This is a genomic window from Mucilaginibacter flavus, from assembly GCF_030409315.1.
GTDB lineage: Bacteria > Bacteroidota > Bacteroidia > Sphingobacteriales > Sphingobacteriaceae > Mucilaginibacter > Mucilaginibacter flavus.
Genome location: NZ_JAUFPS010000037.1, coordinates 1 through 26,390, shown reverse-complemented (window position 1 = coordinate 26,390; position 26,390 = coordinate 1). Strand labels below are relative to the sequence as shown.

21 protein-coding genes are annotated in these 26,390 nt (G+C 43.3%); 8 read left to right on the top strand and 13 right to left on the bottom strand.

Features of this window, described 5'->3' with window-relative positions:
• Positions 1–243 precede the first annotated feature (243 nt).
• The 7 genes from QWZ17_RS17400 to QWZ17_RS17370 all read left to right on the top strand — a co-directional run bounded on the left by QWZ17_RS17400 (position 244) and on the right by QWZ17_RS17370 (position 8,765).
• Positions 244–1,872, top strand: coding sequence for an acyl-CoA carboxylase subunit beta (locus QWZ17_RS17400; RefSeq protein WP_290306561.1), 1,629 nt, complete (start codon positions 244–246; stop codon positions 1,870–1,872).
• Positions 1,873–2,041: 169 nt separating this feature from the next.
• Complete coding sequence (locus QWZ17_RS17395) at positions 2,042–2,455, top strand: DUF3592 domain-containing protein (RefSeq protein ID WP_290306560.1); 414 nt, start codon at positions 2,042–2,044, stop codon at positions 2,453–2,455.
• Positions 2,456–2,469: 14 nt separating this feature from the next.
• Positions 2,470–2,883 carry a DUF3592 domain-containing protein gene (locus QWZ17_RS17390; RefSeq protein ID WP_290306559.1) on the top strand — a complete coding sequence of 138 codons (414 nt, stop codon included), beginning with the start codon at positions 2,470–2,472 and terminating at the stop codon, positions 2,881–2,883.
• Between the two features lie 39 nt (positions 2,884–2,922).
• Entirely contained in the window at positions 2,923–4,095 is a 1,173-nt protein-coding gene (locus QWZ17_RS17385; RefSeq protein ID WP_290306558.1) for a dipeptidase, read from the top strand.
• Positions 4,096–4,168: 73 nt separating this feature from the next.
• The gene (trxB, locus tag QWZ17_RS17380; RefSeq protein ID WP_290306557.1) at positions 4,169–5,125 is read left to right on the top strand and encodes a thioredoxin-disulfide reductase; all 957 of its coding nucleotides are present in this window, start codon (positions 4,169–4,171) and stop codon (positions 5,123–5,125) included.
• 556 nt (positions 5,126–5,681) lie between these two features.
• Positions 5,682–7,985 (top strand): family 20 glycosylhydrolase, encoded by a 2,304-nt coding sequence (locus QWZ17_RS17375; protein WP_290306556.1) that lies wholly within the window; start codon positions 5,682–5,684, stop codon positions 7,983–7,985.
• 18 nt (positions 7,986–8,003) lie between these two features.
• The gene (locus QWZ17_RS17370) at positions 8,004–8,765 is read left to right on the top strand and encodes a hypothetical protein (RefSeq protein WP_290306555.1); all 762 of its coding nucleotides are present in this window, start codon (positions 8,004–8,006) and stop codon (positions 8,763–8,765) included.
• A gap of 302 nt (positions 8,766–9,067) precedes the next feature.
• Here QWZ17_RS17370 and QWZ17_RS17365 read toward each other — a convergent pair whose 3' ends face one another.
• The 9 genes from QWZ17_RS17365 to QWZ17_RS17325 all read right to left on the bottom strand — a co-directional run bounded on the left by QWZ17_RS17365 (position 9,068) and on the right by QWZ17_RS17325 (position 18,720).
• Positions 9,068–9,859 carry a DUF1223 domain-containing protein gene (locus QWZ17_RS17365; RefSeq protein WP_290306554.1) on the bottom strand — a complete coding sequence of 264 codons (792 nt, stop codon included), beginning with the start codon at positions 9,857–9,859 and terminating at the stop codon, positions 9,068–9,070.
• Between the two features lie 25 nt (positions 9,860–9,884).
• Positions 9,885–10,922: an alpha/beta fold hydrolase gene (locus QWZ17_RS17360; RefSeq protein ID WP_290306553.1), complete on the bottom strand. Its 1,038-nt coding sequence runs from the start codon at positions 10,920–10,922 to the stop codon at positions 9,885–9,887.
• Between the two features lie 144 nt (positions 10,923–11,066).
• Positions 11,067–11,828: a LytR/AlgR family response regulator transcription factor gene (locus QWZ17_RS17355; protein WP_290306552.1), complete on the bottom strand. Its 762-nt coding sequence runs from the start codon at positions 11,826–11,828 to the stop codon at positions 11,067–11,069.
• Complete coding sequence (locus QWZ17_RS17350) at positions 11,809–12,828, bottom strand: sensor histidine kinase (RefSeq protein ID WP_290306551.1); 1,020 nt, start codon at positions 12,826–12,828, stop codon at positions 11,809–11,811. The genes QWZ17_RS17355 and QWZ17_RS17350 overlap by 20 nt, the downstream gene beginning before the upstream one ends.
• 58 nt (positions 12,829–12,886) lie before the next feature.
• Positions 12,887–13,072, bottom strand: a complete 186-nt coding sequence (locus tag QWZ17_RS17345; RefSeq protein WP_290306550.1) for a hypothetical protein — start codon at positions 13,070–13,072, stop codon at positions 12,887–12,889.
• Positions 13,073–13,152: 80 nt separating this feature from the next.
• Complete coding sequence (locus tag QWZ17_RS17340; protein WP_290306549.1) at positions 13,153–13,632, bottom strand: organic hydroperoxide resistance protein; 480 nt, start codon at positions 13,630–13,632, stop codon at positions 13,153–13,155.
• A gap of 146 nt (positions 13,633–13,778) precedes the next feature.
• A complete protein-coding gene (locus QWZ17_RS17335; RefSeq protein WP_290306548.1) occupies positions 13,779–14,540 on the bottom strand; it encodes an alpha/beta hydrolase in 762 nt (253 codons plus the stop codon).
• 213 nt (positions 14,541–14,753) lie between these two features.
• Positions 14,754–17,456 (bottom strand): TonB-dependent receptor, encoded by a 2,703-nt coding sequence (locus QWZ17_RS17330; RefSeq protein ID WP_290306547.1) that lies wholly within the window; start codon positions 17,454–17,456, stop codon positions 14,754–14,756.
• A gap of 274 nt (positions 17,457–17,730) precedes the next feature.
• Positions 17,731–18,720 carry a FecR family protein gene (locus QWZ17_RS17325; RefSeq protein ID WP_290306546.1) on the bottom strand — a complete coding sequence of 330 codons (990 nt, stop codon included), beginning with the start codon at positions 18,718–18,720 and terminating at the stop codon, positions 17,731–17,733.
• A gap of 189 nt (positions 18,721–18,909) precedes the next feature.
• Between QWZ17_RS17325 and QWZ17_RS17320 the strand changes: the two genes are divergently transcribed.
• Entirely contained in the window at positions 18,910–19,737 is an 828-nt protein-coding gene (locus tag QWZ17_RS17320; protein WP_290306545.1) for an SDR family oxidoreductase, read from the top strand.
• Positions 19,738–19,763: 26 nt separating this feature from the next.
• Here the strand turns inward: QWZ17_RS17320 and QWZ17_RS17315 are convergent, their stop codons facing one another.
• The 4 genes from QWZ17_RS17315 to purL all read right to left on the bottom strand — a co-directional run bounded on the left by QWZ17_RS17315 (position 19,764) and on the right by purL (position 26,014).
• Positions 19,764–20,342, bottom strand: coding sequence for an RNA polymerase sigma factor (locus tag QWZ17_RS17315; protein ID WP_290306544.1), 579 nt, complete (start codon positions 20,340–20,342; stop codon positions 19,764–19,766).
• A 96-nt stretch (positions 20,343–20,438) separates the two neighbouring features.
• Positions 20,439–21,164 (bottom strand): DUF6896 domain-containing protein, encoded by a 726-nt coding sequence (locus tag QWZ17_RS17310; protein WP_290306543.1) that lies wholly within the window; start codon positions 21,162–21,164, stop codon positions 20,439–20,441.
• A gap of 53 nt (positions 21,165–21,217) precedes the next feature.
• A complete protein-coding gene (locus QWZ17_RS17305) occupies positions 21,218–21,796 on the bottom strand; it encodes a peptidylprolyl isomerase (protein ID WP_290306542.1) in 579 nt (192 codons plus the stop codon).
• A gap of 558 nt (positions 21,797–22,354) precedes the next feature.
• The gene (purL, locus tag QWZ17_RS17300; RefSeq protein ID WP_290306541.1) at positions 22,355–26,014 is read right to left on the bottom strand and encodes a phosphoribosylformylglycinamidine synthase; all 3,660 of its coding nucleotides are present in this window, start codon (positions 26,012–26,014) and stop codon (positions 22,355–22,357) included.
• Positions 26,015–26,390 lie beyond the last annotated feature (376 nt).

The window sequence follows — 26,390 nt, the reverse complement described above, 5'->3', positions numbered from 1 at the left end:
TTAAACCCATCGCTACGTTTAAAAGCCGCCAGAAAATTTGAGCGGCTTTTGATTTTTAATAAACTCAAAAGTTGCTTGAAAATAAAAAGCGTCAGCAAAAGGGGGATATGGTGTTGTTATGAAGCACCTGTTAGGGTTATAATTTTCAGGATATTATTATTTTACTGCAAACTGCGGACCGCTAACTGCAAACTGAAATTACAGTAATTTTCCCTAAATTACGTTTCCTATTAAAGACCAATTATGGATATCGCTTTTAATGTTAATGAAGATATAAATAAGCAGCTTGTTTATGAACTGAACACCCGGCTTAAAAAAGTATACCTGGGTGGTGGCGAAAAGGCTGCCGCAAAACAAAAGGAAAAAGGCAAAATGCTGGCCCGCGAGCGGGTGGCTTATTTAATAGATAAAGATAAACCATGGCTTGAAGTTGGCGCTTTTACTGCCGATGGCATGTATGCCGAGCATGGTGGTTGTCCATCGGGCGGTGTTATTTGTGGTATTGGTTACGTATCGGGCAGGCAATGTGTTATTGTAGCCAATGATGCCACCGTTAAAGCCGGTGCCTGGTTTCCAATAACCGCCAAAAAAAACTTGCGTGCGCAGGAGATTGCGATGGAAAACCGCTTGCCCATTATTTATTTGGTCGACTCGGCAGGGGTGTATTTGCCTTTACAAGATGAGATATTTCCGGATAAGGAGCATTTTGGCCGCATTTTTCGCAACAACGCCATGATGAGTAGTATGGGCATTGTGCAAATTTCGGCCATCATGGGTTCATGCGTGGCCGGTGGGGCGTATTTACCCATTATGAGCGATGAGGCCATGATTGTTGAAGGCACCGGTTCGGTTTTCCTTGCGGGATCATACCTGGTAAAATCGGCCATTGGCGAGGATGTTGATAACGAAACCCTTGGCGGTGCAACAACCCATTGCGAGATCTCGGGGGTAACGGATTACAAACAACCTAACGACCAGGCCTGTCTCGATTCCATCCGCAATATCATGAGCATGACCGGCGATTATACCAAAGCTGGTTTCGACAGGATAAAACCCGCCACCCCAAAACTCGATCCTAAAGATATCTATGGCATTTTGCCCGATAATCGTGAAAAGGCCTATGATATGATGGAGATTATTAAACGCTTGTTGGATGATTCGGCTTTTGAACCCTATAAAGACGGCTACGGTCAGTCTATTATTTGCGGCCTGGGCCGTATAGATGGCTGGGCGGTAGGTATTGTTGCCAATCAACGTAAAGTGCTCAAATCAAAAAAAGGCGAAATGCAGTTTGGCGGCGTCATTTATTCCGATTCGGCAGATAAGGCAACCCGCTTTATCATGAACTGTAATCAAAAGAAAATTCCGCTGGTTTTTTTGCAGGATGTTACCGGTTTTATGGTAGGCAGTCGGAGCGAACAAGGCGGCATTATTAAAGATGGTGCCAAAATGGTGAACGCGGTGGCCAATTCGGTAGTGCCCAAATTTACTATTGTGGTAGGCAACTCCTACGGTGCCGGCAATTATGCCATGTGCGGCAAGGCTTATGACCCCAGGTTGATCTACGCCTGGCCATCTGCAAAAATAGCGGTAATGGGCGGTGCGCAGGCAGCCAAAGTATTGGTTCAAATGCAATCGGCAGGTTTAAAAGCCAAAGGCGAACAGGTTGACGAAGTAAAAGAACAAGAACTGTTAAAACAAACCACAGATCGTTACAATTCTCAAACCACCCCATACTACGCCGCGGCTCGTCTATGGGTTGATGGCATCATTGATCCGCTGGAAACCCGCAAGGTAATCTCTATGGGCATCGAAGCGGCTAACCACGCGCCGATAGAGAGACCGTTTAATGTGGGAGTGATACAGACTTAGTGAGTGGTGAGTGGTGAGTGGTGAGTGGTGAGTGGTGAGTTTGCAGTTTGCAGTTTGCAGTTTGCAGTTTGCAGTGAAAAGTGCAAACAAGTTAATCAAAAATCCTAAAATCTGATAAATCTGCTGAATCCTGGTTCAGACAAAAAAAACAGAAACCCGAAATCAAAAAATGAACGTAACAATAGACGAAATTATCTTACTTGCAGGCGGCACTTTTTTAATAGTTTGGGGTATTGGTAAGATAGTGGAACGTAATAAACTTGTCAAAACGGGTATTAAGGTTAAAGGTATTGTTTTACGATTTGAGCGCCGCTCCGATGCCTCTCTTAGTTCATATTATCATCCTGTAATAAAGTATGTTACCGTAGGTGATAACGAAGAAATAACAAAAGCATATGCCATAGGCAGCAACCCGCCTATGTATGATGAGGGCGAAACACTTAAGATAATATACGATAAGACTGACAAACGGCACTTCATCATCGACGGCACAGCCAATAAGATAACCGGGCCTTTATTGCTTTTGATCGGCGTGGGTTTAATTATCGCGGTGGCTGTTTATTATATGTTGCATCAATATTAGTTGAATAATAAGATATGTTTTTAGCACTTAAAACCGCAATTGATGACAATGGGGTACGGATGATTGCTGGCATGCTCGGGTTTTTTGTTGTTGGGATTGGCGTTATAAATATATTTCTGCGCAGTCAGCTGATGAAGACGGGTGTCCGTGTTCCCGGTAAGGTAATTAAGATTGATGAAGTTGTAAAGGGTTTTAAAAAGCGATACTACCCGGTTTTTAGGTATCAAACGTTAGACAATGAAACCATAACGCAAAGAAGCACGATAGGGTATAGTATGACGTTGTACATCGTTGGAGAACAGGTAAAAATCATCTACGATCCAACCGAAAAGGATAATTGTATTGTAGATAATTTAACGGGTAATAGTATTGGGTATTTAATAGCTGGTGGTGGAATTATTGTCATCCTTGCCGCCATCTTTTTTTAACCAACACAAAATCAACGCTCAAAATTCCTATCTTGAGGCATGAAAAAACTGTTACTTCCCTTATTACTGTTTTCATTAAAACTATCGGCACAAAACGCGCAGCAAATTCATCAAAAGGCTATTTTAATTGATACCCATAACGATGTGCTATCGAATGAACTGATCACTAAGTTTGATTTAGGCAAACGACAAAAAGAGGGCGATTTTGATTTAGTACGCGCCAAGGAGGGCGGACTTGACGCGCAGATTTTTTCCATCTGGTGCGGCGAAAATTATGGCAAAGGCACGGCTTTCGCATTTGCCAACCGCGAGATTGACTCTTTATATGCCCTTATCAAACGCTACCCTGATAAAATTACCCTGGTACATAACAGTGCCGAACTCAAAAAAACGGTCGCCCAAAAGAAATTAGCGGCATTGATAGGGGTAGAGGGCGGCCACATGATAGAGGACCGTATGGACTATATTGATAGCCTGGCCAAACGTGGCATGAATTATTTAACCCTTACCTGGAATAACAGCACCTCTTGGGCAACCTCGGCACGTGATGAGGTTACCAAAAAAGATAGTTTGCCGCATTTGGGCCTTACCGATTACGGCAAACAGATTGTTAAACACCTGAATCAATTAGGTGTAATGGTTGATGTGTCGCACGTTGGCGAACGTACGTTTTACGATGTGCTGGCTACCACAACCAAACCGGTAATTGCCTCGCACAGCTGCGCCTGGAGTATTGACCCAAGCAGACGTAATTTAAAAGACGATCAGCTAAAGGCCCTGGCTAAAAACGGGGGAGTGGTTTGCCTTAATTTTTACAGCGGCTTTGTTGATAGTACTTACTCGCCCAAAGTAGCCGTGTTTTTACATCAGCATAAAGCCGAGCTAGATTCGCTCACTAAAATTTACAATGATGGCGATTTGGCCAATATCAGGCTGAATGTGATGTACAAAACAGAGTCGGATAAAATTCGCCCGCCGTTGAGTTTGCTTATTCATCATATAGACTACATTGTGAAACTGATTGGAGTTGATTATGTGGGCATAGGATCGGATTTTGACGGTGCAGAATCGTATCCATTAGGTTTGGATAGTGTAAGTGATTACCCCAAAATTACCGAGGAGTTATTAAAGTTGAATTACTCTGAAAAAGATATAGACAAAATATTAGGCGGTAATGTAATGCGGGTGTTGAAGGCTAATACAGGCAAATGATGGCACAGGCCTGACGATATTTTGCTTGGCAGATAGGCTTTTAAACCGTAAATTCGCATACATTTTTATAACAATGTCTGAAGAATTAGAACACGTAAAATGCCTGATCATTGGATCGGGTCCTGCCGGTTACACAGCCGCTATATATGCTTCAAGGGCCGATTTAAAGCCCGTAATGTACACCGGTTTATTAGCCGGTGGGCAACTTACCCAAACTACTGATGTAGAAAACTTTCCGGGCTATCCAGAAGGTATTATGGGGCCCGAAATGATGGAAGATTTCAGGAAACAGGCCGAGCGCCTGGGTACCGAAATTCGTTTCGGTTACGTAAGTTCGGTTGATTTTACGAGCCTGCCACATAAAGTGGTTGTTGATGATGTGAAAACTATCCTGGCCGATACCGTAATTGTATCTACCGGTGCATCTGCAAAATGGCTGGGCTTACCATCCGAGCAAAAATACAGCGGCTTTGGCGTTTCGGCCTGTGCTGTGTGTGACGGCTTCTTTTTTAAAGGACAGGACGTAGCCATAGTTGGTGCCGGTGATACTGCTGCCGAAGAAGCAACCTACCTGGCTAAACTTTGCCGCAAGGTATACATGATTGTTCGCCGCGACGAGTTCCGTGCATCAAAAGCAATGGTTCACCGCGTAAAGAACACCCCTAACATCGAGATCCTTTACAACACCGAAACCAAAGAAATCATCGGCGACGGACAAAGCGTAACCGGTGTTAAAGTGATTAACAACAGCACCAATACTGAAACAGATCTTAACGTAACCGGATTTTTTGTGGCGATAGGTCACCATCCTAATACCGATATTTTTAAAGGCTGGTTAAATATGGATGAAACAGGCTATATCATCACCCGCCCCGGATCAACAGAAACCAACGTAGAAGGCGTGTTTTGCTGCGGCGACGCCCAGGATCACATCTACCGCCAGGCCGTAACCGCGGCAGGCACCGGCTGTATGGCCGCTATAGATGCCGAAAGGTACCTGGCTGCTAAAGAGCATGTGGTAACTGCGTAAGAAGCCTCACCTAAATCCTCTCCAAAGGAGAGGACTTTGAAAATATATTTAAGAGCCATTTGCAAAGCAGGTGGCTCTTTTTGTTTTAAAACGGTCGTCATTGCGGTAGGAAGCAATCCCCAACTATACAGGGGCTATTTGCACAGTTGCTCTGTAAATTGGGGATTGCTTCGTGCCTACCCATGACAAGTTATAAAACTGAAGTCATCCTGGAACTTGTTTCAGGACCCCATAGGGTAGGTTTTTCACCAGGTGTACACTAAGCAAGTGGGGTGCCGAAACAAGTTCGGCATGACTACGGGATGAAAAGCCGTTGTCATTTTCACTTTCAGAGTCCGTGGATTTTATAACTCGCAATGACGATTCCTGGTATTTATAATTTGGACAGTGGTTAACTATTCCTGTCTGTCTCCCAATCCCCAAGTCCAACCAGTCCTAAAGTCCCACCGTCCCAAAGTCCAATCAGTCCTTGCTCCTAAATCCTTACTCCAAAAAAACTTCTTATAATTTTTTAAAAACTCTATATTCACAACGTAGTACCAACCTCACACTAAATATGTTAAAAAAAGCTTCCCTGCTGCTGTTTGCATTGCTTACATCATGCACTATTGTTGTTAACGCCCAGGATACTGATCCGTACGCGGGTGTTATCCCGGCACCGGTATCGTTGAAAAAAGTGCCCGGTCAGTTTATACTGAGCCAGGAAACCAATATTCAGGCCGATTCGCCTTCAAACAAAGCGGTATTGTTTTTTAAAGATTACCTGGCTAATAACCAGGCTTATAACAAAGCCATTACTGTTAAAAGCGCAGGGAGCACATCAAATACTATCACTTTAACTTCTGCCGGAACTGATGGGCTACCTGCCGAAGGTTATCGTTTAACCATTACCTCACAACAAATTACTGTTGCCGGTAAAGGCGCTGGTTTGTTTTACGGCATCCAAACATTAATTCAACTGTTCCCTGCCGATAGAGCCGCTACAGCCAAATTGCCTTGCGTACAGGTAGAGGATTATCCTCGCTTTGGCTATCGTGGTGCCATGCTTGATGTTGGCAGGCATTTTTTTGGTGTAGAGATGGTCAAAAAATATATCGACCTGCTGGCCGCTTACAAACTCAATAATTTTCACTGGCACTTAACAGAAGACCAGGGCTGGCGCATTGAGATTAAAAAATATCCGAAGCTAACCCAAATCAGCAGCATGCGCGCCCAAACGCTGATAGGCGGCTATCGTGATAAAACACCCCAACAGTTTGATGGTACCCCATACGGTGGTTTTTATACCCAGGATCAGATCCGTGATGTAGTTAAATACGCATCTGCCCGTTACATCAACATTGTACCCGAAATTGAAATGCCGGGCCATTCACAGGCCGCTTTGGCTGCTTACCCGGAGTTAAGTTGTGACCCAACCAAAACTTATAAAGCTGCCGAAACCTGGGGCGTATTTAAAGATATTTATTGCCCAAGCGATAAAACCTTCGCGTTTATTCAAGATGTGCTTACCGAGGTGATGGAATTATTTCCAAGTAAATATATCCACATTGGCGGCGATGAGGCCCCTAAAGATGCCTGGAAAGCGTCACCTTTTTGCCAGCAGCTGATTAAAAAGCTAAAACTTAAAGACGAGAACGAGCTGCAAAGCTATTTTATTCAGCGTGTTGAAAAATTTGTAAACTCAAAAGGCCGTAACATTATTGGCTGGGACGAGATTTTAGAAGGTGGACTTGCACCAAACGCGGCAGTAATGAGCTGGCGCGGCGAAGAGGGTGGTATTGCAGCCGCTCAGCAAAAACACAATGTGATCATGACACCCGGTAGCCACGGTTTATATATCGATCATGGCCAGGGTAAACCAAGCCAGGAGCCATTGAGCATTGGCGGTAATGAACCGCTATCAAAAATTTACGCTTACGACCCAACGCCCGAAGCGTTGACACCCGAGCAAAAGAAATACATTATGGGTGTACAAGCCAACCTGTGGACAGAGTATATCCCAACCGATGCCAAAGTTGAGTTTATGTTGTTGCCGCGTTTAATGGCACTATCAGAAATTGCCTGGTCGCCATTGGCTAACAAAAATTTTAAAGATTTTTCTGAAACCCGTTTACCCGGGCATTTGGCTTGGTTAGATAAAAATGGCTTTGATTATCACGTGCCGGTGGCCATTGGCGCGGTTGATACCGTAATGATTGGCAGCCAGCTTACCGTTAACCTGAAACCATCTGTTGATGGCGCTAAAGTTTACTACACCATTGATGGCTATACTCCACGCGAAACCGACTTGGAGTACGACATCCCGATGACCTATAACGTGCCGCAAGATCAGTACCGCGAGCTACAAACCATTGTAATTACCCCATCTGGCAAACGCAGTAACGTTACCCGTGCGCTGGTTTATAATAAAGCGCCGATGGCAGCCGTTAATTATACAGGTGATGCCGCGGGCCTTAAATACCAGTTATTTGCGGGTACGTTTGGTAGCACCAGCCAATTAATTGGTGCCGCTACAGATAGCGGTACGGTAAAAACCTTTAGCACTGCCGATTTTAGAAAAAGTAAGGGTAAGTATGGTGTAATTTACAGCGGATTTATTAATATTGATGCTGATGGAAATTACGGGTTTTCAACCCTGTCTGCCAATGGTTCGGTATTGTTAATTGACGACCAGGTGATAGTTGATAACGATGGTAAACATGCCGTTAACGAGCAAATGGGTGCCGTGCCTTTAACGAAAGGCTACCACAAGTTTGCTTTGAAGTATGCTGATAACGGCGGTAACAATACTTTAAAAGTATTCATAACTGCACCGGGCAAAACCAAGGCCGAATTAACGGCCGATGTGCTAAAGAACTAACAGAAGGATAAACATATAATGATTAACAGGTTATATTATTTAGCTTTTTCATTAACTGCCGCTATTGCTTTGGCGGGCTGTGGCAACAGCGAAACAAAAACAGCGGTAACCGCGCCGGTACCTAAAAAGCCCGCGTTAATGGCACCTTTCAGGTTTCATAAGTTGATTGAGGTGGCACCGGGACAAAGCTATGACATCTTTAGCTGGGGCAGGGGATCGCAGGAAGCGGGTTCATTCATGATCCTGCATTCCGATTCATCGGCCATAAAATATACCACTACCACCGGCGATCTGGATGGCAACATCATTGATGTTTACAATGCCGATATGGATTTAGATGGCAACCCCGAGATATTGATTGAGGCAAAATCAAAAGATACCATTAACCGGGCAAGTATTTACGCTTTTGAGTTTAATGATAATAAAGCCAATAAGCTCGACTTTCCCAAGTTAAACTCATCACAACGCAAAGGTTACCGGGGCGATGATAATTTTTACATCCGCGATGGTAAGCTCATCCGTGAGTTCCCTATTTACAGCGGTACCGGTAAAGATGCCAAATCAACCGGAGCCAAACGCCAACTGGAATATGGCTTGAGCAGAAATGAGTTTACCGTTAAGCAATTGAGTAAAGATTCTACGGATGCGGCTACTAAAGCAACTACTACAGCGAGTACTCCGGTAAAACAAGCTGATAAACCAAGTACCAAAAAATCTGAAAAGAAAAGCTCGAAAAAATCGAGTAAGAAAAAGAAACATAGAAGGCATAGCGGAGATTAAAGAAAGCTTAACTACAAGCAAAGTGTCATTGCGAAGAGGAACGACAAAGCAATCCCCAAAATACAGAGCCGCCCTGTATAGTTGGGGATTGCTTCGTTCCTCGCAATGACAAGTTATGTTTTAAAATAAGGCGGCCTGTCACCCTGAGCCTGTCGAAGGCTCGCGCGCAGAGGCCTTCGCCCGCGTGCTTCGACAGGCTCAGCATGACCCCATTTTTTTGATGTTGTCATTTCACTTTCAGAGTCCGCGGATTTTACAACTCGCAATGACGCTTTCTTTTGTACTATTTTAGGGCTGTGTTTTTAAGAATTTTCACCTTTAACAACTTCAACCCTCGTAGCAGTCAACACCTCGCCGGTACTGGTACTCTGAATAAAACCAACTATTTCCCATGCCTGCGTATTAAAACCTTGCGGAAGTTTAACGGTGGTTGTACCATGATCTGATGTTAAAGCCACCGTATGTAATTCACGTACTATTTGGGCGTGGGTCAAAGTGCGGCCGCTATTTTCACCGGCCCCTATTTTACTGATGGCTTGTTTTTGCACAACCGCGATGAGTAATTGATTGCTTGCCGATGTTCCGGTTAGTTTGTAGTTTACCGCCAGTTTATCACCTTGTTGCTGCGCTTGCAGTGTAACATTAGCGGCAGGGGCAGAGGCTAACCCTTGCGCAATGGCATCCCTTAAAGCCGATTCATCAGAACCTACGCATTCGGCCTTCCCGTTAATAACAACCTGTGGCGTATAGATTGATACATTTAAAAAGCGGTTATATGCTATCTGACGGTTGGTAAAATCATGATTGCTGAATACGTCTTTCCAACCCAGGCGGTTCCAGTAATCAACGTGGTAGGCTAATATGTAAACGGGTTTATCTGTTGTCTCTTTTTGAATCCTGGCCAATAACTCATCTGCCGGCGGGCAGCTTGAACAACCCTCCGAGGTGAATAACTCCAATAACGCGAATCCTTTTCCGTTAGCTATTGGTTTGCTAACTTTTACCGGGTTTGAGTGATAACCTGCAAAGGCGCTAATTGCTGATATCATGGCTATAAGTATTACGGCTATCGCCAAAAATTTAATGGGTTTCATGTGTTTTAGTTTTAAGGGTGAGAAATTAATAAGTACCTACTTCTAATATGGCATCAGCAAAGGCTTGTGGTGCTTCCTGTGGTACATCGTGGCCAATACCTGGCAGTATTTTGTGCGCGTATTTGCCGGTAAATTGTTTCGTATAAGCTTTTCCGTCGGCGTTGGCACCGTCAAAATCGCTTGATATGGTAATGGTAGGTACAGTGATTACCGGGCGGGCGGCAAGGCGTTTTTCCAGCTCGTCATATTTTGCTTCTCCTTCGGCTAAATTTAGTCTCCAGCGGTAGTTGTTAATCACAATAGCTACATGATCGGGGTTGTTAAATGATGATGCAGTGCGGTTATAAGTAGCATCATCAAAGTTCCATTTTGGTGAGGCCAACTGCCATATTAGTTTGTTAAACTGGTCGCGGTTTTGATCGTACCCGGTTACGCCGCGTTCTGTAGCAAAATAATATTGGTACCACCAACCTAATTCGGCTTTTGGAGGTAATGGTTGTTGGTTAGCAACACGGTTCACTATAAGGTATCCGCTTACCGATACCAGGGCTTTACAACGTTCTGGCCAAAGGGCGGCTACAATATCGGCGGTACGGGCGCCCCAGTCAAAACCGGCTAAGGTAGCTTTATCAATTTTAAGCGCATCCATCAAAGCGATTACATCTGCGGCAATTGCTGCCTGCTGTCCGTTTCGTGGTGTTTGGTTGGATAGGAAACGGGTAGTACCAAAGCCACGCAGATACGGAGTAATTACGCGGTAGCCTTTAGCAGTTAAAATCGGAACAACATCGGCAAAGCTATTGATATCATAAGGCCAGCCGTGTAGTAAAATAACTACCGGACCGGTGGCTGGTCCGGCTTCGGTGTAGCCAACGTTTAGCACGCCTGCATTGATCTGTTTTAAAGTACCTAACGAGCTGGCAGGTGCTACGCTATTATTATTGGTTGCCGTAGAAGCAGTTTGCGCGTTGGCAAAGCCAAATAAACCTGTTTGTATTGCAACCAGGATAACAGTTGCTAAGCGGATTAAACTGTGGCGATTAAATTTTATTTGAGTTTTCATTTTGATGATAGTTTTTTGTTTTTGTTATGAACAAACTTACCTCAATCATCAAGGCGAAAACAGTACTATTGGGCTTAACCAGACATATTGGATGGCGGATTAGACAATTAAATGGCTAATCCGCCACGCCGCTTTTGGAATTAATTAGCGATTATCCATCCAGTTTAAAAAGATGGGGGCTTTCTCTTTGTTGATCAATAATTTCTCGGGCGTTGGGATAGTGAGTTTCACAAATAGCTTGCGCATAAAGTAATGCTCAATCTCTTTAATGGCGCTAAAGTTTACAATGTATTGCCGGTTTAATCTGAAGAAATCTACCGGGGATAAAAGGCTGCTGATCTGATCGAGCGATTGATTGAGTATATATTCCTGCTGATCAAAACACATGATGGTTGATAACTCGTTCCTGATGTAAAAAAAGGCGATGGTATCGGTAGCCACGTTAATGTATTTGTTGTTTTTAAACACCAGGAAGCTTTTTTTGCCGGTAGGCGGAGCAGTTTTGGTTAAAAGCTCATCAATATTGGGTACTACCTTTTGCTGAAAAAAATTGCGTAGCTCATCTACCTTTTTAAAAGCGTCGGCTATATCGGTTTTGGAGAAGGGCTTAAGTACATAATCAACACTGTTGGCTTTAAATGCCTCCAATGAATATTCATCAAAAGCGGTACAAAAAACAATAGGGCACGAAATTTTTACCGACTTAAAAATCTCAAATGATAAACCATCCGATAGCTGGATATCCATAAATATCAGATCGGGCATCACGTTTTCTGACAGATAGGCCAATGAACTTTCAATGCTTTGCAGCTTGGCTATTACTTTAGCCTGGGGCCTTACCTCGGCTATCATGTTTTCAAGGGACCTGGCGGCTTTTATCTCGTCTTCAATGATGATAATGTTCATGTATAAGGGGTAGTTTTATTTTAAATGTTTTATCGGTTACTATAACCTCGGTTTGTTTATCTAACAAATGAGCATACCGCTCATTCACGTTTTTAAGGCCAACACCTGTGGATGCTTCGGGCGTTTTTTTGAGTTGCACCTGGTTTTCCAAAACTATGTAATCACCTTCTGTGTAAAGGTTAATGTACAAGGGGCGTTCTAAGGATACAATATTATGTTTTATACAGTTTTCAACCAATAGTTGCAGTGTAAAGGGAGGGATGAGCGTACCGAGATATTTTGCATCGATGGTGTTGGTGAAAATAAAACCATCTTCAAACCTGGCTTTTAATAAATAGTTATAGGCATCTATTATTTCCAGTTCTTCCGATAAGCGAATCAGGTCCATCTTGCGGCTCTCCAGCGTGAAGCGATAAAAGTTGGAAAGCTTTAAAATAAAATCGACTGAGTGCTGATCGTTTGTCTCAACCATCGCCTTCAATGTATTAAGGCTGTTAAACAAAAAGTGCGGGTTAATTTGCTGCTTAAGCAGTTCATACTGCGCGCCTAAATTATCGGCGGTAGTACGCTCCAAAGCTACGTTAACCTGTTGGTTGCTGTAGTTTTGGTACACCAGGTGCAAAAACATATAAAAGATAAGGTTGATGAGAATCCCCCTTACCTCAATCATCAGCGCTATAGGGCCAAAATTGATATGCGCTAAAATTAATTGCTGCAAATAAGCCAGGCCAAGCATCACCACAATACCTATTGATAAACTGCTTACCAACCGCGAGTAAAAAACGGTGGTATTATCATATTTTTTATAGCTTTTGGGTAGCGCGTAAATGTTATAGTACCACATCACCAAAGCAAATGCCGCGGTGATTCCCGCATTTACAGATGCTTCAGCAATGTTGAAATGCCGCTCGGCAATTTGAGGAACAGATGACAGCAAACCCAGGCCTATGGAACTGATCCATATAATAGCGGGGGATATTTTGAAGGTTGTATTTTTCATTTTAATTATACTGTCTTCGCTTTTTGCGCTAAGGTATAGCAAAGTGTAGTTTTTCTGATTAAAATTTTAAGGATGGACTGTATTTTGATGTCGATAATTCATTTTTCCTCTTCTTAATTACGCTTACCAGCTCGCAATCCTGTGGGTTATTTTCAAATGGAGATCTTGAAAACATAGCGCTACTTAACAGCGAAGTAAAAGCGATTACCAACCTGCTTTTGATGTATTTATTTAATTTGTTCATGGCTTTTAAAATTGTTGTGTATAAATAGCAAAGGCTTGCCCGTATTAACCGGCAAGCCTTTGTTTGTACCAGGCAAAGGGTTATACCATGTTAATTACTACGTTGATATTGCCTTTGGTTAGTTTTGAATACGGACAGGTTTGGTGTGCCATTTTTACAACTTGTTGGGCTACTTCAGTTTCCAAACCTGGTAAACTTACATTAAGGCGGGCTTGCAGAAAATACGCGCCAGAAGTGTTAGCCAAATCAACTTCGGCATCTACCGCTAAATCGGCAGGTAGTTTGATTTTCAGGGTATGGGCGGCTAAACCCATGGCACCAATGAAACAGGCCGACCAGCCTGCTGCGAACAATTGCTCTGGATTAGTACCAACACCTGATGTGCCGGGAGATGATAATTTAATATCTAACCGGCCATCACTGCTTTTTGCAGCGCCATCGCGGCCGCCGGTGGTGTGGGTTTTACCGGTATAAAATATTTTTTCTACCTGGTGGATGTTAGTTTCTTTAAATACCGTGGTGGTGTTTACTGTTAAACCACCGATGCTATTATTTTCCATTGTTTTATTTTTTAATTGTTGTTGTTTGTTGATTCAAAAGTAGCCTCCATTTGCCCCCGGGCAAATCGTTTACTATGTAGGGTAGACAAATTGAGAGCTGAGTTAGACACCCGGTTGATTGGATTATACAAGGTGTTTGTGTGCTATTATTTTACTGTGTTTGCAGCGGCTTCTATTACCTGCAATACTTCTTTGGGATGAGATAAAAGAACCACATGGCTTGATTCAATTTCGGTAGTTTTAGCATTTATTCTTTTGGCCATAAACCGTTGCAGAGCTGGACTAAGCGCCCTGTCGTTTTTGGTAACGATGAACCAGTTTGGTTTTACTTTCCAGGCGGGTTCGCCGCTTGCTTCTCCAAATACCGTTTGCGAGGCCGGCACCTGGGTAGCATAAACTAATTCTTGTTGTTTGGCGTTTAAATCCTGCGCAAAATCTGTTTTTACGCCTTCTTTAGATAGGTAGATAAAGCCATTGGTGTTGATGAAGTTTTTGGAGATTTCGGTGGCTGGTCCGTTTGCAGATAAGGTAGCAACAGTTTCGCCTGCATTGGGTGCAAAAGCGGCTATGTAAACTAACCCTGTTACTTTTGGATCATTTCCCGCCTGGGTAATTACAAAACCACCCCATGAATGGCCAACCAGTATCACCTTACCGGGTGCCATATCAATGGCCCTTTTTGTGGCGGCAACGTCATCGGTTAATGAGGTTAAAGGGTTTTGCACCGATACTACCGGATAGCCTTTGGCTTGCAGCGCCGTAAGTTCATCGCTCCAGCCAGAGCCATCGGCCCATATACCGTGTACAAATATGATGGTTGGTTTAACATCTGTAGTTTGCTGCGCACGGGCTGAGGAAATACCAGCTATTATTAAAAGCAAAATTGATAGGATTCTAAGCGTTTTCATTGTTTTTTATTTTAAGTTTTTTGTTGTTTGTTGCTCAAAAGTATCCTGGTATTGGCTTTTATTGAAGCACTAATATGGGCAGGTAGACAATGTGAACCGCCAGTTAGACAATTTTAATCCCGAACATCAGCGTAAACAAAAGTTGCCCACACAAAAAAGGCGATTAGTGCATGTCAACTAATCGCCTTTTGGTCTTGCTGGTGCTAATACTATTTAGTTTTTTACCCTGTTCTGTTCGCTCTCCGCGCCGTTGGCATCGTGCTTACGCTGATCTGAAATGGTTTTGCCAAAACGGTAACTGAATGTTAATACGCCATACCGGGTGTCGTTTTTGTTTCGGTATGATGCATTGGTATTTACCAGGTTGCTGATGATGCCCTGGTTTATATTGGAGTAAAATATATCATTAACCGCCAATTTTAATGAGGTTGAAGGTGATAGTTTTTTGGAAACAGCCATGTTTACCTGCCCGCGGCTCCCCAATATAAATTGGGCCGAAGTTAATTTGCTCCGATAATTACCATCTAACTGGGCGTTCCACGTACTGCCTATTTTAAATTGCAGCATGGGGTTTACATACACAAAGGTGCCTTTGGTATGTAAATAGCCATTATAAAAAGCGCTTTTTGATTCCGTTTGTGTTAACTCAGAATATAGGTGGAAACTGAGCCATTTGGTTGGATCAAGCGTGCCATCTACAGAGATACTTTTGTAGGTGCTGGTGCCTATGTTGCCCGGCCTATCGTAATAAATGCCGTTAATAATCTCAATGGTTTCGTTAACATTATCGGTAGTGGTACCGTAGCTTATGGCTGTGGTAAATTTATTTTTATAGGTATGTGAGAGTTCAAACTCTGTTGAGTAGGAGGGCTTAAGCAATGGATTGCCAAGGTAATAAGTAAACTTATCTATCGGACTAATGAACGGATTCAAATCCTGGTAATAAGGCCGGTCAATCCTTCGCCCTATTTTAAGACCAAACTGGTTATTACTCATCGTATCCAGTTTGTATGATGCGTAAAACGTAGGGAACAAGCTGTTATAATTACGCTGAAAGGCCGAATCGGCTCTTTGAGCATTTCCAAGCTGATGCCCGTCCGAATTGGTGTTTTCAAACCGCAGCCCGGCTTCTATAGATAGCTTGTTAAAATCCTTGTTTACATTTATGTAGGCAGCGTTTATATTTTCTTTGTAAATGAAATGATTGCTCAGGTTGTAATCCGGGCTGCTTACCTGGTTAATTACGTTTGCATAATCGGCCAGGTTATCTGTTTTGGTAAAGCTGGATTTTAGCCCGGCCATTAGCTTTAGTTTATTGGCAAATGGGTGTGCATAGTCTGTTTTAGCCGAATAGATATGAACCGTAGCAGGTAAATACCCAACCTGTTGATCTTGCGTGGCCAGGCTTTGATCTGGCAGATAGGTAAAATTGTTAAATTGTTGGTTTATTTTAGATTGATAACCTATGTAATCCACATCGGCGGTTAATTCTTTCCCGCTTTTATCATATTCGTGGCGATAGTTAAAATTGATGCCCCCATTTTTGTTGTTGTATTGTTCTGTATTAAGGGCCACAACCGCCGAATCTAACTGGCGCCCGGCACTCAACAGGTTGCTTGTACTGTTATAGTCGCGGCTGTAAGGACGAATTGATCCTGTGAGCACAACTCCAAAGGTGGTTTTATCAGACGCGTAATAATCGGCCCCAAGCTTTGACGTAGTTGCCTGGCCGTGTTGATAAATGTAGGTATGCTGGTTAAGGAAAGAAGTTGTGCTGCCATCTGGTGTAAAATATTGCCTGTCTATGTACAGGTTGTTAAAGCCCCGCTGAACGTTAAAGCCAAGATTGCCAAAAATGTTCAGTTTGCCATCGCGGTAATTAAAGTTAAAGCTATTATTGGTTTTTGCGTATTTACCCTGTACATAGGCAAGGCTGATGCCGCCATTAAAACCCTTGGCTGTATTTTTTTTGGTTTTTATGTTGATTACCCCACCATTGCCAGCCGCGTCGTACTGGGCAGGCGGATTGGTCATAATTTCGATTTGATCAAGGGTTGAGGAAGGTAACGACCGTAAATAGTTTTGCAAATCTTCACCCGATAAATAAGTAGGTTTATTATCAATGAATACGGTAACTCCCGATTTACCTTTTAGGCTGATCTTCCCGCTTTGATCAATTTGCACACCTGGTGATTTTTCCAATACCTCAAGCGCGGTAACTCCCGCGTTGCCTATCAGGGCATCTACATTAACTACCGTACGGTCAAGCTTTTGCTCAATAAATGGGCGGGTGCTAACAATGCTTACCTGTTTTAACTGTCTTACCGCTGTGCTGAGCACTAAATCTGGCAGGGTTACTACCGGTGCATCTGCAAGGGTAACCGCAACGCTTAAACTATCCTTACCCAAGGCCGAAAGTTTAACAAGGTAATCGCCTTTGGCTGCTATGGATAGTTTAAAATAGCCGCCGGTATCGGTTTGCGTGGTTTGTAATGTTTTGTTAGCCACTTTTTCGCTCACGCTTACCATCGCAAATTCAACCGGCTTACGATCTATTCCAACAACTCTTCCCTTAATTTCATAGCTGGTTTGCGATTGGCTTTTTTGAAGCAGGATATTTTGATCAACCTGCCTGAAAGATATAAAGGTATTTTGGAGTAAGGCCTGCAAAATCTGTTCAACCGAACTGGCTGTTTCCGGCAAATAAAGGTTATTGATATGCCTTATATCCGCTTTGCGGTAATAAAACCTAAGCGCGGTTTGCTGTTCAATTTTGTGTATAGCTGTTTCCAGGCTTTCGCGTTTAAGGGCTATCGTTACCTTTTCGGTATGCATATCCTGGGCGTTCGAAACCGCTGCCGAAAGCAGTTGCACCGATAGCATAGTGATAAAAACGAGAGCGAAACTTATACGCATGAATTGTAATATGATTGATTTATTTGATAGCTGGCGACCGGCTTTGCACGTACGCATAGTCGCCCTTCTCCGCGTTATTGCAGAAAAATTCATAATTTTAAAAGTTTTAATGATTTCCGAATGATTTAAAGCCCCGGTTAATTCCGGGAAACCTGTAAGTCGATTGCCGTCGGCTTGCAGGTATTATTTTTTTCCGGCTACGCTATTCTGTTATTGAGCCGGTTGGTATGGTGTTCCTTTCCTGTATTTTATAAATGAATAGATTGAATTATTATTACTGATCGCATCCCGGTCCGTCAATACTGATACTACCATCTGGATTGGTTTTGTAAGTAGCACCGTTAAAGGCGCATATCACTTTCAGTATTTTATCCAGGTTATTACCCGTTAAGGAGGTACCGGTAAACTGGCATTTTTTAACCTTTTCGTTGCCGAAGCTGATCTTCACCTTAAAGCGTTTTTCAAGTATAGCGGCAGCGTTTTCAAAGCTGATATCTTCAAAATGGATTTCCTGTTGCTGCCAGGCTATCACCGGTGCCACATCTACCTGCGCCTGGGTAGCCGTTTGCGAATCTATGTTGTAGCTAATTTGTTGGTTGGGTGTAAGTACGCCCAGCGTTTTGCTACCGTTGCCTACGCTTACTTTGCCGCGCGTTACAGTTACCACTATTGTATGGCTCGCCTTGTCTTCCTTAATATTAAAAGCGGTGCCTAAAACGGTGGTAACTACTTTACCAATGTGGATCAGGAACGGCCGGGTAACATCGTGTTTAATATCAAAATAAGCTTCGCCCGATAAATAAACCTCTCTCGTTTTGCCGTCAAAAGTTTTAGGGTAGGTTAATTCCGATCCGGCATTTACCCAAACCTTGCTGCCATCGGCAAGCGCCAGCTCTTGTTTTTGATTAGTAGCCGTTTTTAAAACAGTTTGCTCAACAAGGGCCTCCTGGTTATCACTGTTAGATTGTATTAAATAAATCGAAAAAAAGATGATCAATGCCGCGGCCACAGCAGCGATACTTCGCCATAAAATTTTCGACCGTTTTATTGGGGTAATCTTAGCACCCTCATTGCCTATATCCTGCCGGATGTTGCTATAAAGAAAAGATAGCCATTGTGTGCGGTCGGCGGCGGCCATTTGCTGCCATTCGGCGCTCGGGTTATTGATATTGGCTAACCATTTCTCCACCCTTTCTTTTTCGGCTGCCGATGCTTCGCCGCTTAAATAACGGTCAAGCAATTTTTCCATGTCCTGCTGGCTCATTGTTTTAATGATTTTTGCAGTAGTCGGACAAGAGTGGATTTGGTACTATGTGGAAATGAAAAAAAATTAAATCAGTAATAATGGTAGATAATCCGGTAATTGGTATAACAATCAAATTAAAAATAAGCCCGACCTTTATATTACTCTAAACTTCAAAAGACCAAAGAAACCTGTAATAAAAATTATTAAATGAAAAGTGTAAATGTTGTAATAGGCGCAGGATCAATAGGCCAGGCCATAGTACGAAGGGTTAGCGCCGGCAAGCATGTTTTACTTGCCGATATCCGGCAGGAAAATGCCGAAGCCGCTGCAAAAACTTTAAGCGATGCGGGGTTTGAAGTCACCACCACAATTGTGGATGTTACCTCGCGTTCCTCAGTTCACGCATTGGTCGGGTTGGCTGCCACTTTGGGCCATGTATCGGGTGTTATTCATGCTGCGGGTGTTTCTCCATCCCAGGCACCACCACATGTTATTCTCAGGGTTGATTTGTATGGTACCGCTCTTGTACTGGAAGAATTTGGTAATGTGATAGCCGCCGGTGGGGCAGGAGTGGTGATAGCATCTCAGTCCGGGCATCGTTTGCCGCCACTTTCTGCTGAGCAAAACGCATTGTTGGCAACCACTCCGGTTGAAGAGTTGCTTCAGCTACCCATGCTGCAGCCCGACCAGATAAAAGACGCGCTGCATGCTTACCAGATTTCCAAACGCGGTAACTCCCTGCGGGTTATGGCCGAGGCTGTGCGTTGGGGAAAACGTGGCGCAAGAGTTAACACCATTAGCCCGGGTATTATCATTACGCCGCTTGCAAATGATGAACTGAAAGGACCGCGCGGCGATGGTTACAGGCGCATGATACAAATATCGGCAGCTGGCAGGGCCGGAACTCCGGATGAGGTTGGAACGGTTGGCGCGCTGCTGATGGGGCCCGATGGCGCATTCATTACCGGCAGCGATTTTTTGATGGATGGAGGAGTAACCGCTGCGTATTGGTATGGCGATCTGGCTCCGAAATAACGCGACCATGGCATAAAATTAAAATGTCACCTATTACTAATTTCCCAAAGAATAGCAATAAAAGGCAGCGATTTACGCAAAACCGCGAGCGCGGTTGTCAATTGATTTTTTACAGTTTGTTCCGAAATATTAAGTTGTTGGGCAATTTCGGGGATGCTCAAATGCTGTTCCCTGCTCAGTTGGTAAACCTCACGCACCCTTGGCGATAAGTCGTTTAACGATTCATCAACAGTACGTTTTAACTCTTTGGCTTCTAATTGTTGATGCGCATCTGGCCAAAATGAGGTTTGCAATGATTGCACCATTACCGAGTAATCTTCGCGGGTAATGTTTTTGCGGATGTGGTCTATAACCCGGTAACGCGTGGCTACAAATAAATAGGATTTTAAGTCGGCTTTTATTTCCAGCTGCAAGCGATCTTCCCAAAGCTTAACAAAAAGATCGTGGATAATATCCCTTGCATCCTCCAGTCGGAATAGTTTTGACGCTGCGAAGCCCGCAAGATTTTCTGCATAGCGGGTATAAATTTCTTCAAAAGCAGCTTCGTCTCCATCTTTTAAAAGATGAATTAACTGAAGATCTGTTTTGGATTGATATATACCCATGGTAGCAAGCAAATGTAACTTTTAGCGATAATATTTAAATCATAGGGGAGGCACGCTAATTACAGGTTAGAGTATTTGACGGTGCATTAGTTACTGTTATTTAAGATGAAAAAAACGAAGCAAACTAAATTTAGGTTTTTGAGTTGTTACCGGCTCTGGGTTATAAATTTCAATAGGTACTCTTTTTCTATCTTTAACAGCTATGCCTGTATGGTTTTCTATGTTTGAATTTATATGTTCAAACTTACCAATAGCAAGCATTCGTTCATTTATACGCCGTCCATCCGCGTAGTCTTCATAAATTGCTACTGGCAAAGGAAAATATGCTTTGGTCGATTTAATGAACCTTGTAAAAAAATAAGGGTCTAAATCTCCAAACTCCAGTCCGAAAACAAGTGGGACCTCCACAATTTGTCCACTCTTTTTATGCTCGAACCCACAATGATAACCGTGTAAGAAATATCGCCAGCCTTCAATTGTTCCTATCTGTTTTCTATTTGATTTGAAGGGATTAAATGACATCATCGGAAAGGCGGAGTTTATCTCGATATTCAATTTAATAGCTAATTTACTAATTAGCACTTCGGCTAAAGCACGATAATCTTTTGCACACTGTTCAAAAAATAATTGATTGTCGTCAATTTCTTTATCCGTTATGAGTTTGGCAATGTTTATCTCCGGTTGACCGTTATGTATTGAAACTTGAAAGCCTAAAAGGTCATTTTTGAGTTTTTTGCCTATCTCTTCTCTTACGTGTACTAGAGCCTCACCGAAGATCAATTTTATTTTTTCATCACGCGAAGTCTTACTAATTTCTTCCACCGTTGGAATTTGGTCAACTGATTCTATAGTTATTGTATAGGGTGTTCTATGCATTATTCCTCCACTCTGCTAATCTCCAAAATCTTCACAGGCTCAATCAAATATTGATTTTTATCTTTTTGAGATTGAATTGTCTTCACTACGTCCATGCCCGCGGTTACTTTTCCGAAGGCGGCAAAGCCTTGTCCGTCTGGGTTTCGGGCACCGCCATAATCTAAGGCTGGTTGATTACCAATGCATATAAAAAACTCACTCGTTGCCGAGTTTGGTCCGCTACGGGCCATGGATAGCGTGCCGTTTTGATGCTTTAGACCTGTTAGTTTGGTAGTTTCTATTTTTATACTGTCGAGGATCAAACTATCAGGCACATTGCCGCCCTGAATAACCTGAATCTTTACTTTTCTTGGGGCTTCGTTAACAGGGGTACACACCCTGAAAAAGCTGCTGCCATTGTAAGCTTTCTTATCTACATATTTCATAAAATTAGCCACAGTAACAGGCGCTTTAGCAGGATATAGCTCAATGGCTATATCGCCCATGGAGGTTTTGATGAGGCAGTGGATAGCGTTTTGAGCAAAGGTTGTAAGGGATGAGGTTAGGGCTAAACAAAAAATGATGATCGCTTTTTTCATGACGGAGGTAGTATCTAAAGGTGCAGTAAGATACTATTTTCTTTGGTTTAAGTTTAGAGGGGAGATCTTAAACTCAAGAAAATCGCTTTTAAAGATTTGTATAGCAAAAGGTAGCTCCTATGGAGCAAAAAAAACAAACATCTTTCTGCTACAAACGGGTAGCCGCCATGCGGCATTGAACAACTTAATAAGTCAAGGAATGCCGCGTAGCGCATTGTCATTAAGTTAAGGATTTTTTCCCCCATAGGGGGTAGAGCTTTGTAGAAAAAACAGGAAATAATACTCCGTGTCGTAGGTACGAAACCTGTGTAGCGTACCTACGGCACGCAAAAAAATATTAATTTTCGCGTGCTACAAAGCTTTTGCTCCGATGGAGCAACCTGTTAATCTCTTAACTTAATGACATTGCGCATAGCGGCTACCTGTTGTGCGTATTGAATGATGTTACATTATACCCCAATATTAAAAGCGATTTTCCTGATCTTAAACTACATCCCGTAAACCAAAAACGCTCCTCATCAACAGATGAGAAGCGTTTTTAATTAAGTGTATCTTTTATTATTTGCCTTCTAACCAAACACGGGCATTAACAAATGCCTCCATCCATGGCGACACTTCATCTTTACGACCTTGTGGGTAATTAGCCCAGTGCCATTGGAATAATGAGCGCTCAATATGCGGCATCATCACCAAATGGCGACCGGTTTTATCGCACATCATAGCTGTGTTATAGTCAGATCCGTTTGGATTGGCCGGGTAGCTTTCGTAAGCGTATTTAGCCACAATACCGTACTGATCTTCCGTTAATGGTAACTGGAATTTTCCTTCGCCATGTGATATCCAAACGCCCAGTGTTGAACCGGCTAAGCTTGATAGCATTACCGAGTTGTTTTGCTGTATGGTAAGCGATGTAAAACCACTTTCGTGTTTGTGGCTTTCGTTATGCAGCATTTTAGGCTTATCGGTATGGTCGGGATTAATTAAACCTAACTCAACAAATAGCTGGCAGCCATTACAGATACCAACAGATAAGGTATCCTCACGTTTAAAGAAATTCTCTAAGGCTATACGTGCCTTTTCGTTATACATAAACGCGCCTGCCCAGCCTTTTGCCGAACCTAACACATCCGAGTTAGAGAAACCACCAACGGCGCCAATAAACTGAATATCCTCCACTGTTTCGCGGCCAGAAATCAGGTCGGTCATGTGTACGTCTTTTACATCAAAACCTGCCAGGTACATGGCGTTTGCCAGTTCCCTTTCAGAGTTACTGCCTTTTTCACGGATCACCGCCGCTTTTGGTCTTGGTTTAGATGGATCGATCACCGGTTTTTTACCGGTAAAGCCAACCGGGAAGCTATAGTTTAAAACGTGGTTTTTATAGTTGTCAAAACGTTCCTTGGCTTTAACCGGTCCGCTTTGTTTTTGATCTAACAGGTACGATGTTTTAAACCATACATCGCGCAGGTGATCAATATCAAATGCCCAATGGCCGCTTGCGTTTGCAATATTAAGCGTGGCGGATGATGATACGGTACCAATTTTATGGAAGGCAACACCATTGGTGTTAAGTACTTCTTCAACAGCGTTATCAGCCTGGAAAACAATGCCAATGTTTTCTGCAAACAGTGTTTCGATGATATCCTGTGAGCCTAAGCTGCTTAAGTCAATATCCGCACCCAGGTTACGTTCGGCAAAGCAAAGCTCCAACAGGGTGGTAATTAAACCGCCGCTGCCAATATCATGGCCGGCCTGGATCTGTCCTGCTTTAATTAACTGCTGCATGGTGTTAAATGTGTTTTTGAAACTATCTGCATTTAATACGTCCGGTGTTTCGGTGCCAATTTTATTCAGAATCTGGGCAAATGATGATCCGCCAAGTTTATAAGTATCTGCCGATAGGTTGATGTAATAAATAGCACCGCCATCTTTCTTCAAAACGGGTTCAATCACAGCGGTTAAATCATCGCAATGACCGGCTGCCGATATGATCACGGTACCAGGGGCAATTACATCGCCATCCTTGTACTTTTGTTTCATGGATAAGGAGTCCTTACCGGTAGGGATGTTGATGCCCAGATCAATAGCAAAGGCCGAGCAGGCTTTTACAGCCGCGTATAAACGGGCGTCCTCGCCTTCATTTTTACAGGCCCACATCCAGTTGGCAGAAAGTGATACACTCTCCAATCCATCTTTTAACGGTGCCCAAATGATATTTGAAAGTGATTCTGCAATAGCATTTCTGCTGCCTGCCGCCGGGTTAATTAATGCTGATAACGGGGAGTGGCCGATAGAAGTGGCAATGCCGTCTTTACCCTGATAATCAAGTGCCATAACACCGCAATTGTTTAAAGGCAATTGCAAAGCGCCCGCGCATTGTTGCTTAGCTACGCGACCACCTACGCAGCGGTCCACCTTATTCACCAGCCAGTCTTTACAGGCAACGGCTTCTAATTGTAAAACCTGTTCAAGGTAATTGTTTAGTTGATTAGCATCGTAAGTTACAGGCTGATATTTACGGGCAACGCTTTTATCGTGCATCACCACTTTTGGCGAGCTGCCAAACATATCGTCCATTTTCAGGTCCATTGGTTTGGCGCCTGTAGTGGCCGATTCAAAAGTAAAGCGGTGATCGCCGGTTACTTCGCCCACTGTATACATTGGAGCGCGTTCACGGTCGGCAATACGTTGCAGGGTTTCCAGGTTTTCTTTACCGATAACCAGGCCCATACGCTCCTGCGATTCGTTTCCGATGATTTCCTTAGCCGATAGGGTAGGATCGCCAACCGGTAATTTATCCAAATCTATTTTACCACCGGTTTCTTCAACCAATTCAGATAAGCAGTTCAGGTGACCACCGGCACCATGATCATGGATAGACACAATGGTGTTGGCATCATTTTCAATCATACCGCGTACGGCGTTAGCCACACGTTTTTGCATTTCGGGGTTTGAACGCTGAATGGCATTCAATTCAATGCCAGAGCCTAAAGCACCGGTATCGGCCGATGATACCGCCGCGCCGCCCATGCCTATGCGGTAGTTATCGCCACCCAAAACAACAATTTTATCGTGGGTAGCAGGTTTTGATTTTTTAGCCTGATCTGCCTTGCCGTAGCCAATGCCACCGGCCTGCATAATCACTTTATCGTAACCTAATTTACGACCGTCTTCATCGTGCTCAAACGTTAAAACTGAACCAGTAATAAGCGGCTGGCCAAATTTGTTGCCAAAATCCGACGCGCCGTTTGAAGCTTTGATCAAAATATCAACCGGCGATTGGTAAAGCCATTTGCGTTCGGTAACGCCGTTTTCCCATGGCCTATCCTGCGCCAGGCGCGATAATGCGGTCATGTAAACAGCGGTACCTGCCAATGGCAAAGAACCCTGGCCACCGGCCAGCCTATCCCTTATTTCGCCGCCCGAGCCGGTTGCAGCGCCGTTAAATGGCTCAACCGTGGTAGGGAAATTATGTGTTTCGGCTTTTAATGAAATTACCGATTCAAAATCTTTTATCTCGTAGTACTCCGGTACATCCGGGCGTTTAGGTGCAAACTGCTGTACTACCGGGCCTTTTACAAAAGCCACGTTATCTTTATAGGCCGAAACGATGCCGTTAGGATTAGTTTCGGATGTTTTGCGGATCATTTTAAACAGCGATATTGGCTGCTCTTCGCCATCAATAACAAAAGTGCCATTGAAAATTTTATGACGGCAATGCTCTGAGTTTACCTGCGAAAAGCCGAAAACTTCCGAGTCGGTTAATTTGCGACCTAATTTTTCAGACAAGCCGTTGAGGTATGTAACCTCTTCATCGCTTAAAGATAAACCCTCCTGTTTGTTGTATTGCGCTATATCGTCTATTCCGAGTATAGCCTCAGGTTTAATTTTAATGGTGTAAATCTCCTGATCAAGCGCCGTGTATTTCTGAAACAGCATTGGGTCAAAGCCAGAAAAACCAGCATCAACTACCGCGAACTCTTCAATCCTGATAATGCCTTCAATGCCCATGTTCTGCGTAATTTCAACCGCGTTGGTGCTCCATGGGGTTACCATAGTGGCACGGGGACCAATAAAAAAACCGGAAATATTGGTTCCCGGATTTAAAGTCGCGCCTGCAAACAGCCAGCTTAATTTAGAAATATCAGTGGGGTTGAGCGTTTGATTTTTTTGTACGGCAAATACCGTATCTGCGTTGTTAAAAAAGAAATAGATCATAGCCTCGTTTCAAGGTGCAAAGTTACGGTTTTTTTAAAAAATAACAGCGCTTTTTACAGGGGAGTTTTGTGTAAGTTGTTTAAAAACAGTTTCACGTAAACATATAGCATAAAAAGGGACGTCATTGGTTCATACTTATCCATGATATATTCGTTTTAGCCTAATGCGGTGGGTTTGAACGCTGGCCACGACTCACCCCGGCTACGCTTCGCTGGCCGACCCTCTCTGCGGCTAATGCCGCAAAGAGGGTAAAAACAGTCTTTTTATTTCCCCGCCCCTCTATGCGACGCAGTCGGAGAGAGATTCTGTGTTAATTATCAAATAATTTTTAATTTTGTTTTATTAAGGCGGCTTTATGCCAGCCTGTTTAGGGCAG

Coding starts and splice junctions, on each gene's coding strand:
- QWZ17_RS17400 (WP_290306561.1), top strand. CDS start 244: ATGGATATCGCTTTTAATGTTAATGAAGATATAAATAAGCAGCTTGTT.
- QWZ17_RS17395 (WP_290306560.1), top strand. CDS start 2,042: ATGAACGTAACAATAGACGAAATTATCTTACTTGCAGGCGGCACTTTT.
- QWZ17_RS17390 (WP_290306559.1), top strand. CDS start 2,470: ATGTTTTTAGCACTTAAAACCGCAATTGATGACAATGGGGTACGGATG.
- QWZ17_RS17385 (WP_290306558.1), top strand. CDS start 2,923: ATGAAAAAACTGTTACTTCCCTTATTACTGTTTTCATTAAAACTATCG.
- trxB (WP_290306557.1), top strand. CDS start 4,169: ATGTCTGAAGAATTAGAACACGTAAAATGCCTGATCATTGGATCGGGT.
- QWZ17_RS17375 (WP_290306556.1), top strand. CDS start 5,682: ATGTTAAAAAAAGCTTCCCTGCTGCTGTTTGCATTGCTTACATCATGC.
- QWZ17_RS17370 (WP_290306555.1), top strand. CDS start 8,004: ATGATTAACAGGTTATATTATTTAGCTTTTTCATTAACTGCCGCTATT.
- QWZ17_RS17365 (WP_290306554.1), bottom strand. CDS start 9,859: ATGAAACCCATTAAATTTTTGGCGATAGCCGTAATACTTATAGCCATG.
- QWZ17_RS17360 (WP_290306553.1), bottom strand. CDS start 10,922: ATGAAAACTCAAATAAAATTTAATCGCCACAGTTTAATCCGCTTAGCA.
- QWZ17_RS17355 (WP_290306552.1), bottom strand. CDS start 11,828: ATGAACATTATCATCATTGAAGACGAGATAAAAGCCGCCAGGTCCCTT.
- QWZ17_RS17350 (WP_290306551.1), bottom strand. CDS start 12,828: ATGAAAAATACAACCTTCAAAATATCCCCCGCTATTATATGGATCAGT.
- QWZ17_RS17345 (WP_290306550.1), bottom strand. CDS start 13,072: ATGAACAAATTAAATAAATACATCAAAAGCAGGTTGGTAATCGCTTTT.
- QWZ17_RS17340 (WP_290306549.1), bottom strand. CDS start 13,632: ATGGAAAATAATAGCATCGGTGGTTTAACAGTAAACACCACCACGGTA.
- QWZ17_RS17335 (WP_290306548.1), bottom strand. CDS start 14,540: ATGAAAACGCTTAGAATCCTATCAATTTTGCTTTTAATAATAGCTGGT.
- QWZ17_RS17330 (WP_290306547.1), bottom strand. CDS start 17,456: ATGCGTATAAGTTTCGCTCTCGTTTTTATCACTATGCTATCGGTGCAA.
- QWZ17_RS17325 (WP_290306546.1), bottom strand. CDS start 18,720: ATGAGCCAGCAGGACATGGAAAAATTGCTTGACCGTTATTTAAGCGGC.
- QWZ17_RS17320 (WP_290306545.1), top strand. CDS start 18,910: ATGAAAAGTGTAAATGTTGTAATAGGCGCAGGATCAATAGGCCAGGCC.
- QWZ17_RS17315 (WP_290306544.1), bottom strand. CDS start 20,342: ATGGGTATATATCAATCCAAAACAGATCTTCAGTTAATTCATCTTTTA.
- QWZ17_RS17305 (WP_290306542.1), bottom strand. CDS start 21,796: ATGAAAAAAGCGATCATCATTTTTTGTTTAGCCCTAACCTCATCCCTT.
- purL (WP_290306541.1), bottom strand. CDS start 26,014: ATGATCTATTTCTTTTTTAACAACGCAGATACGGTATTTGCCGTACAA.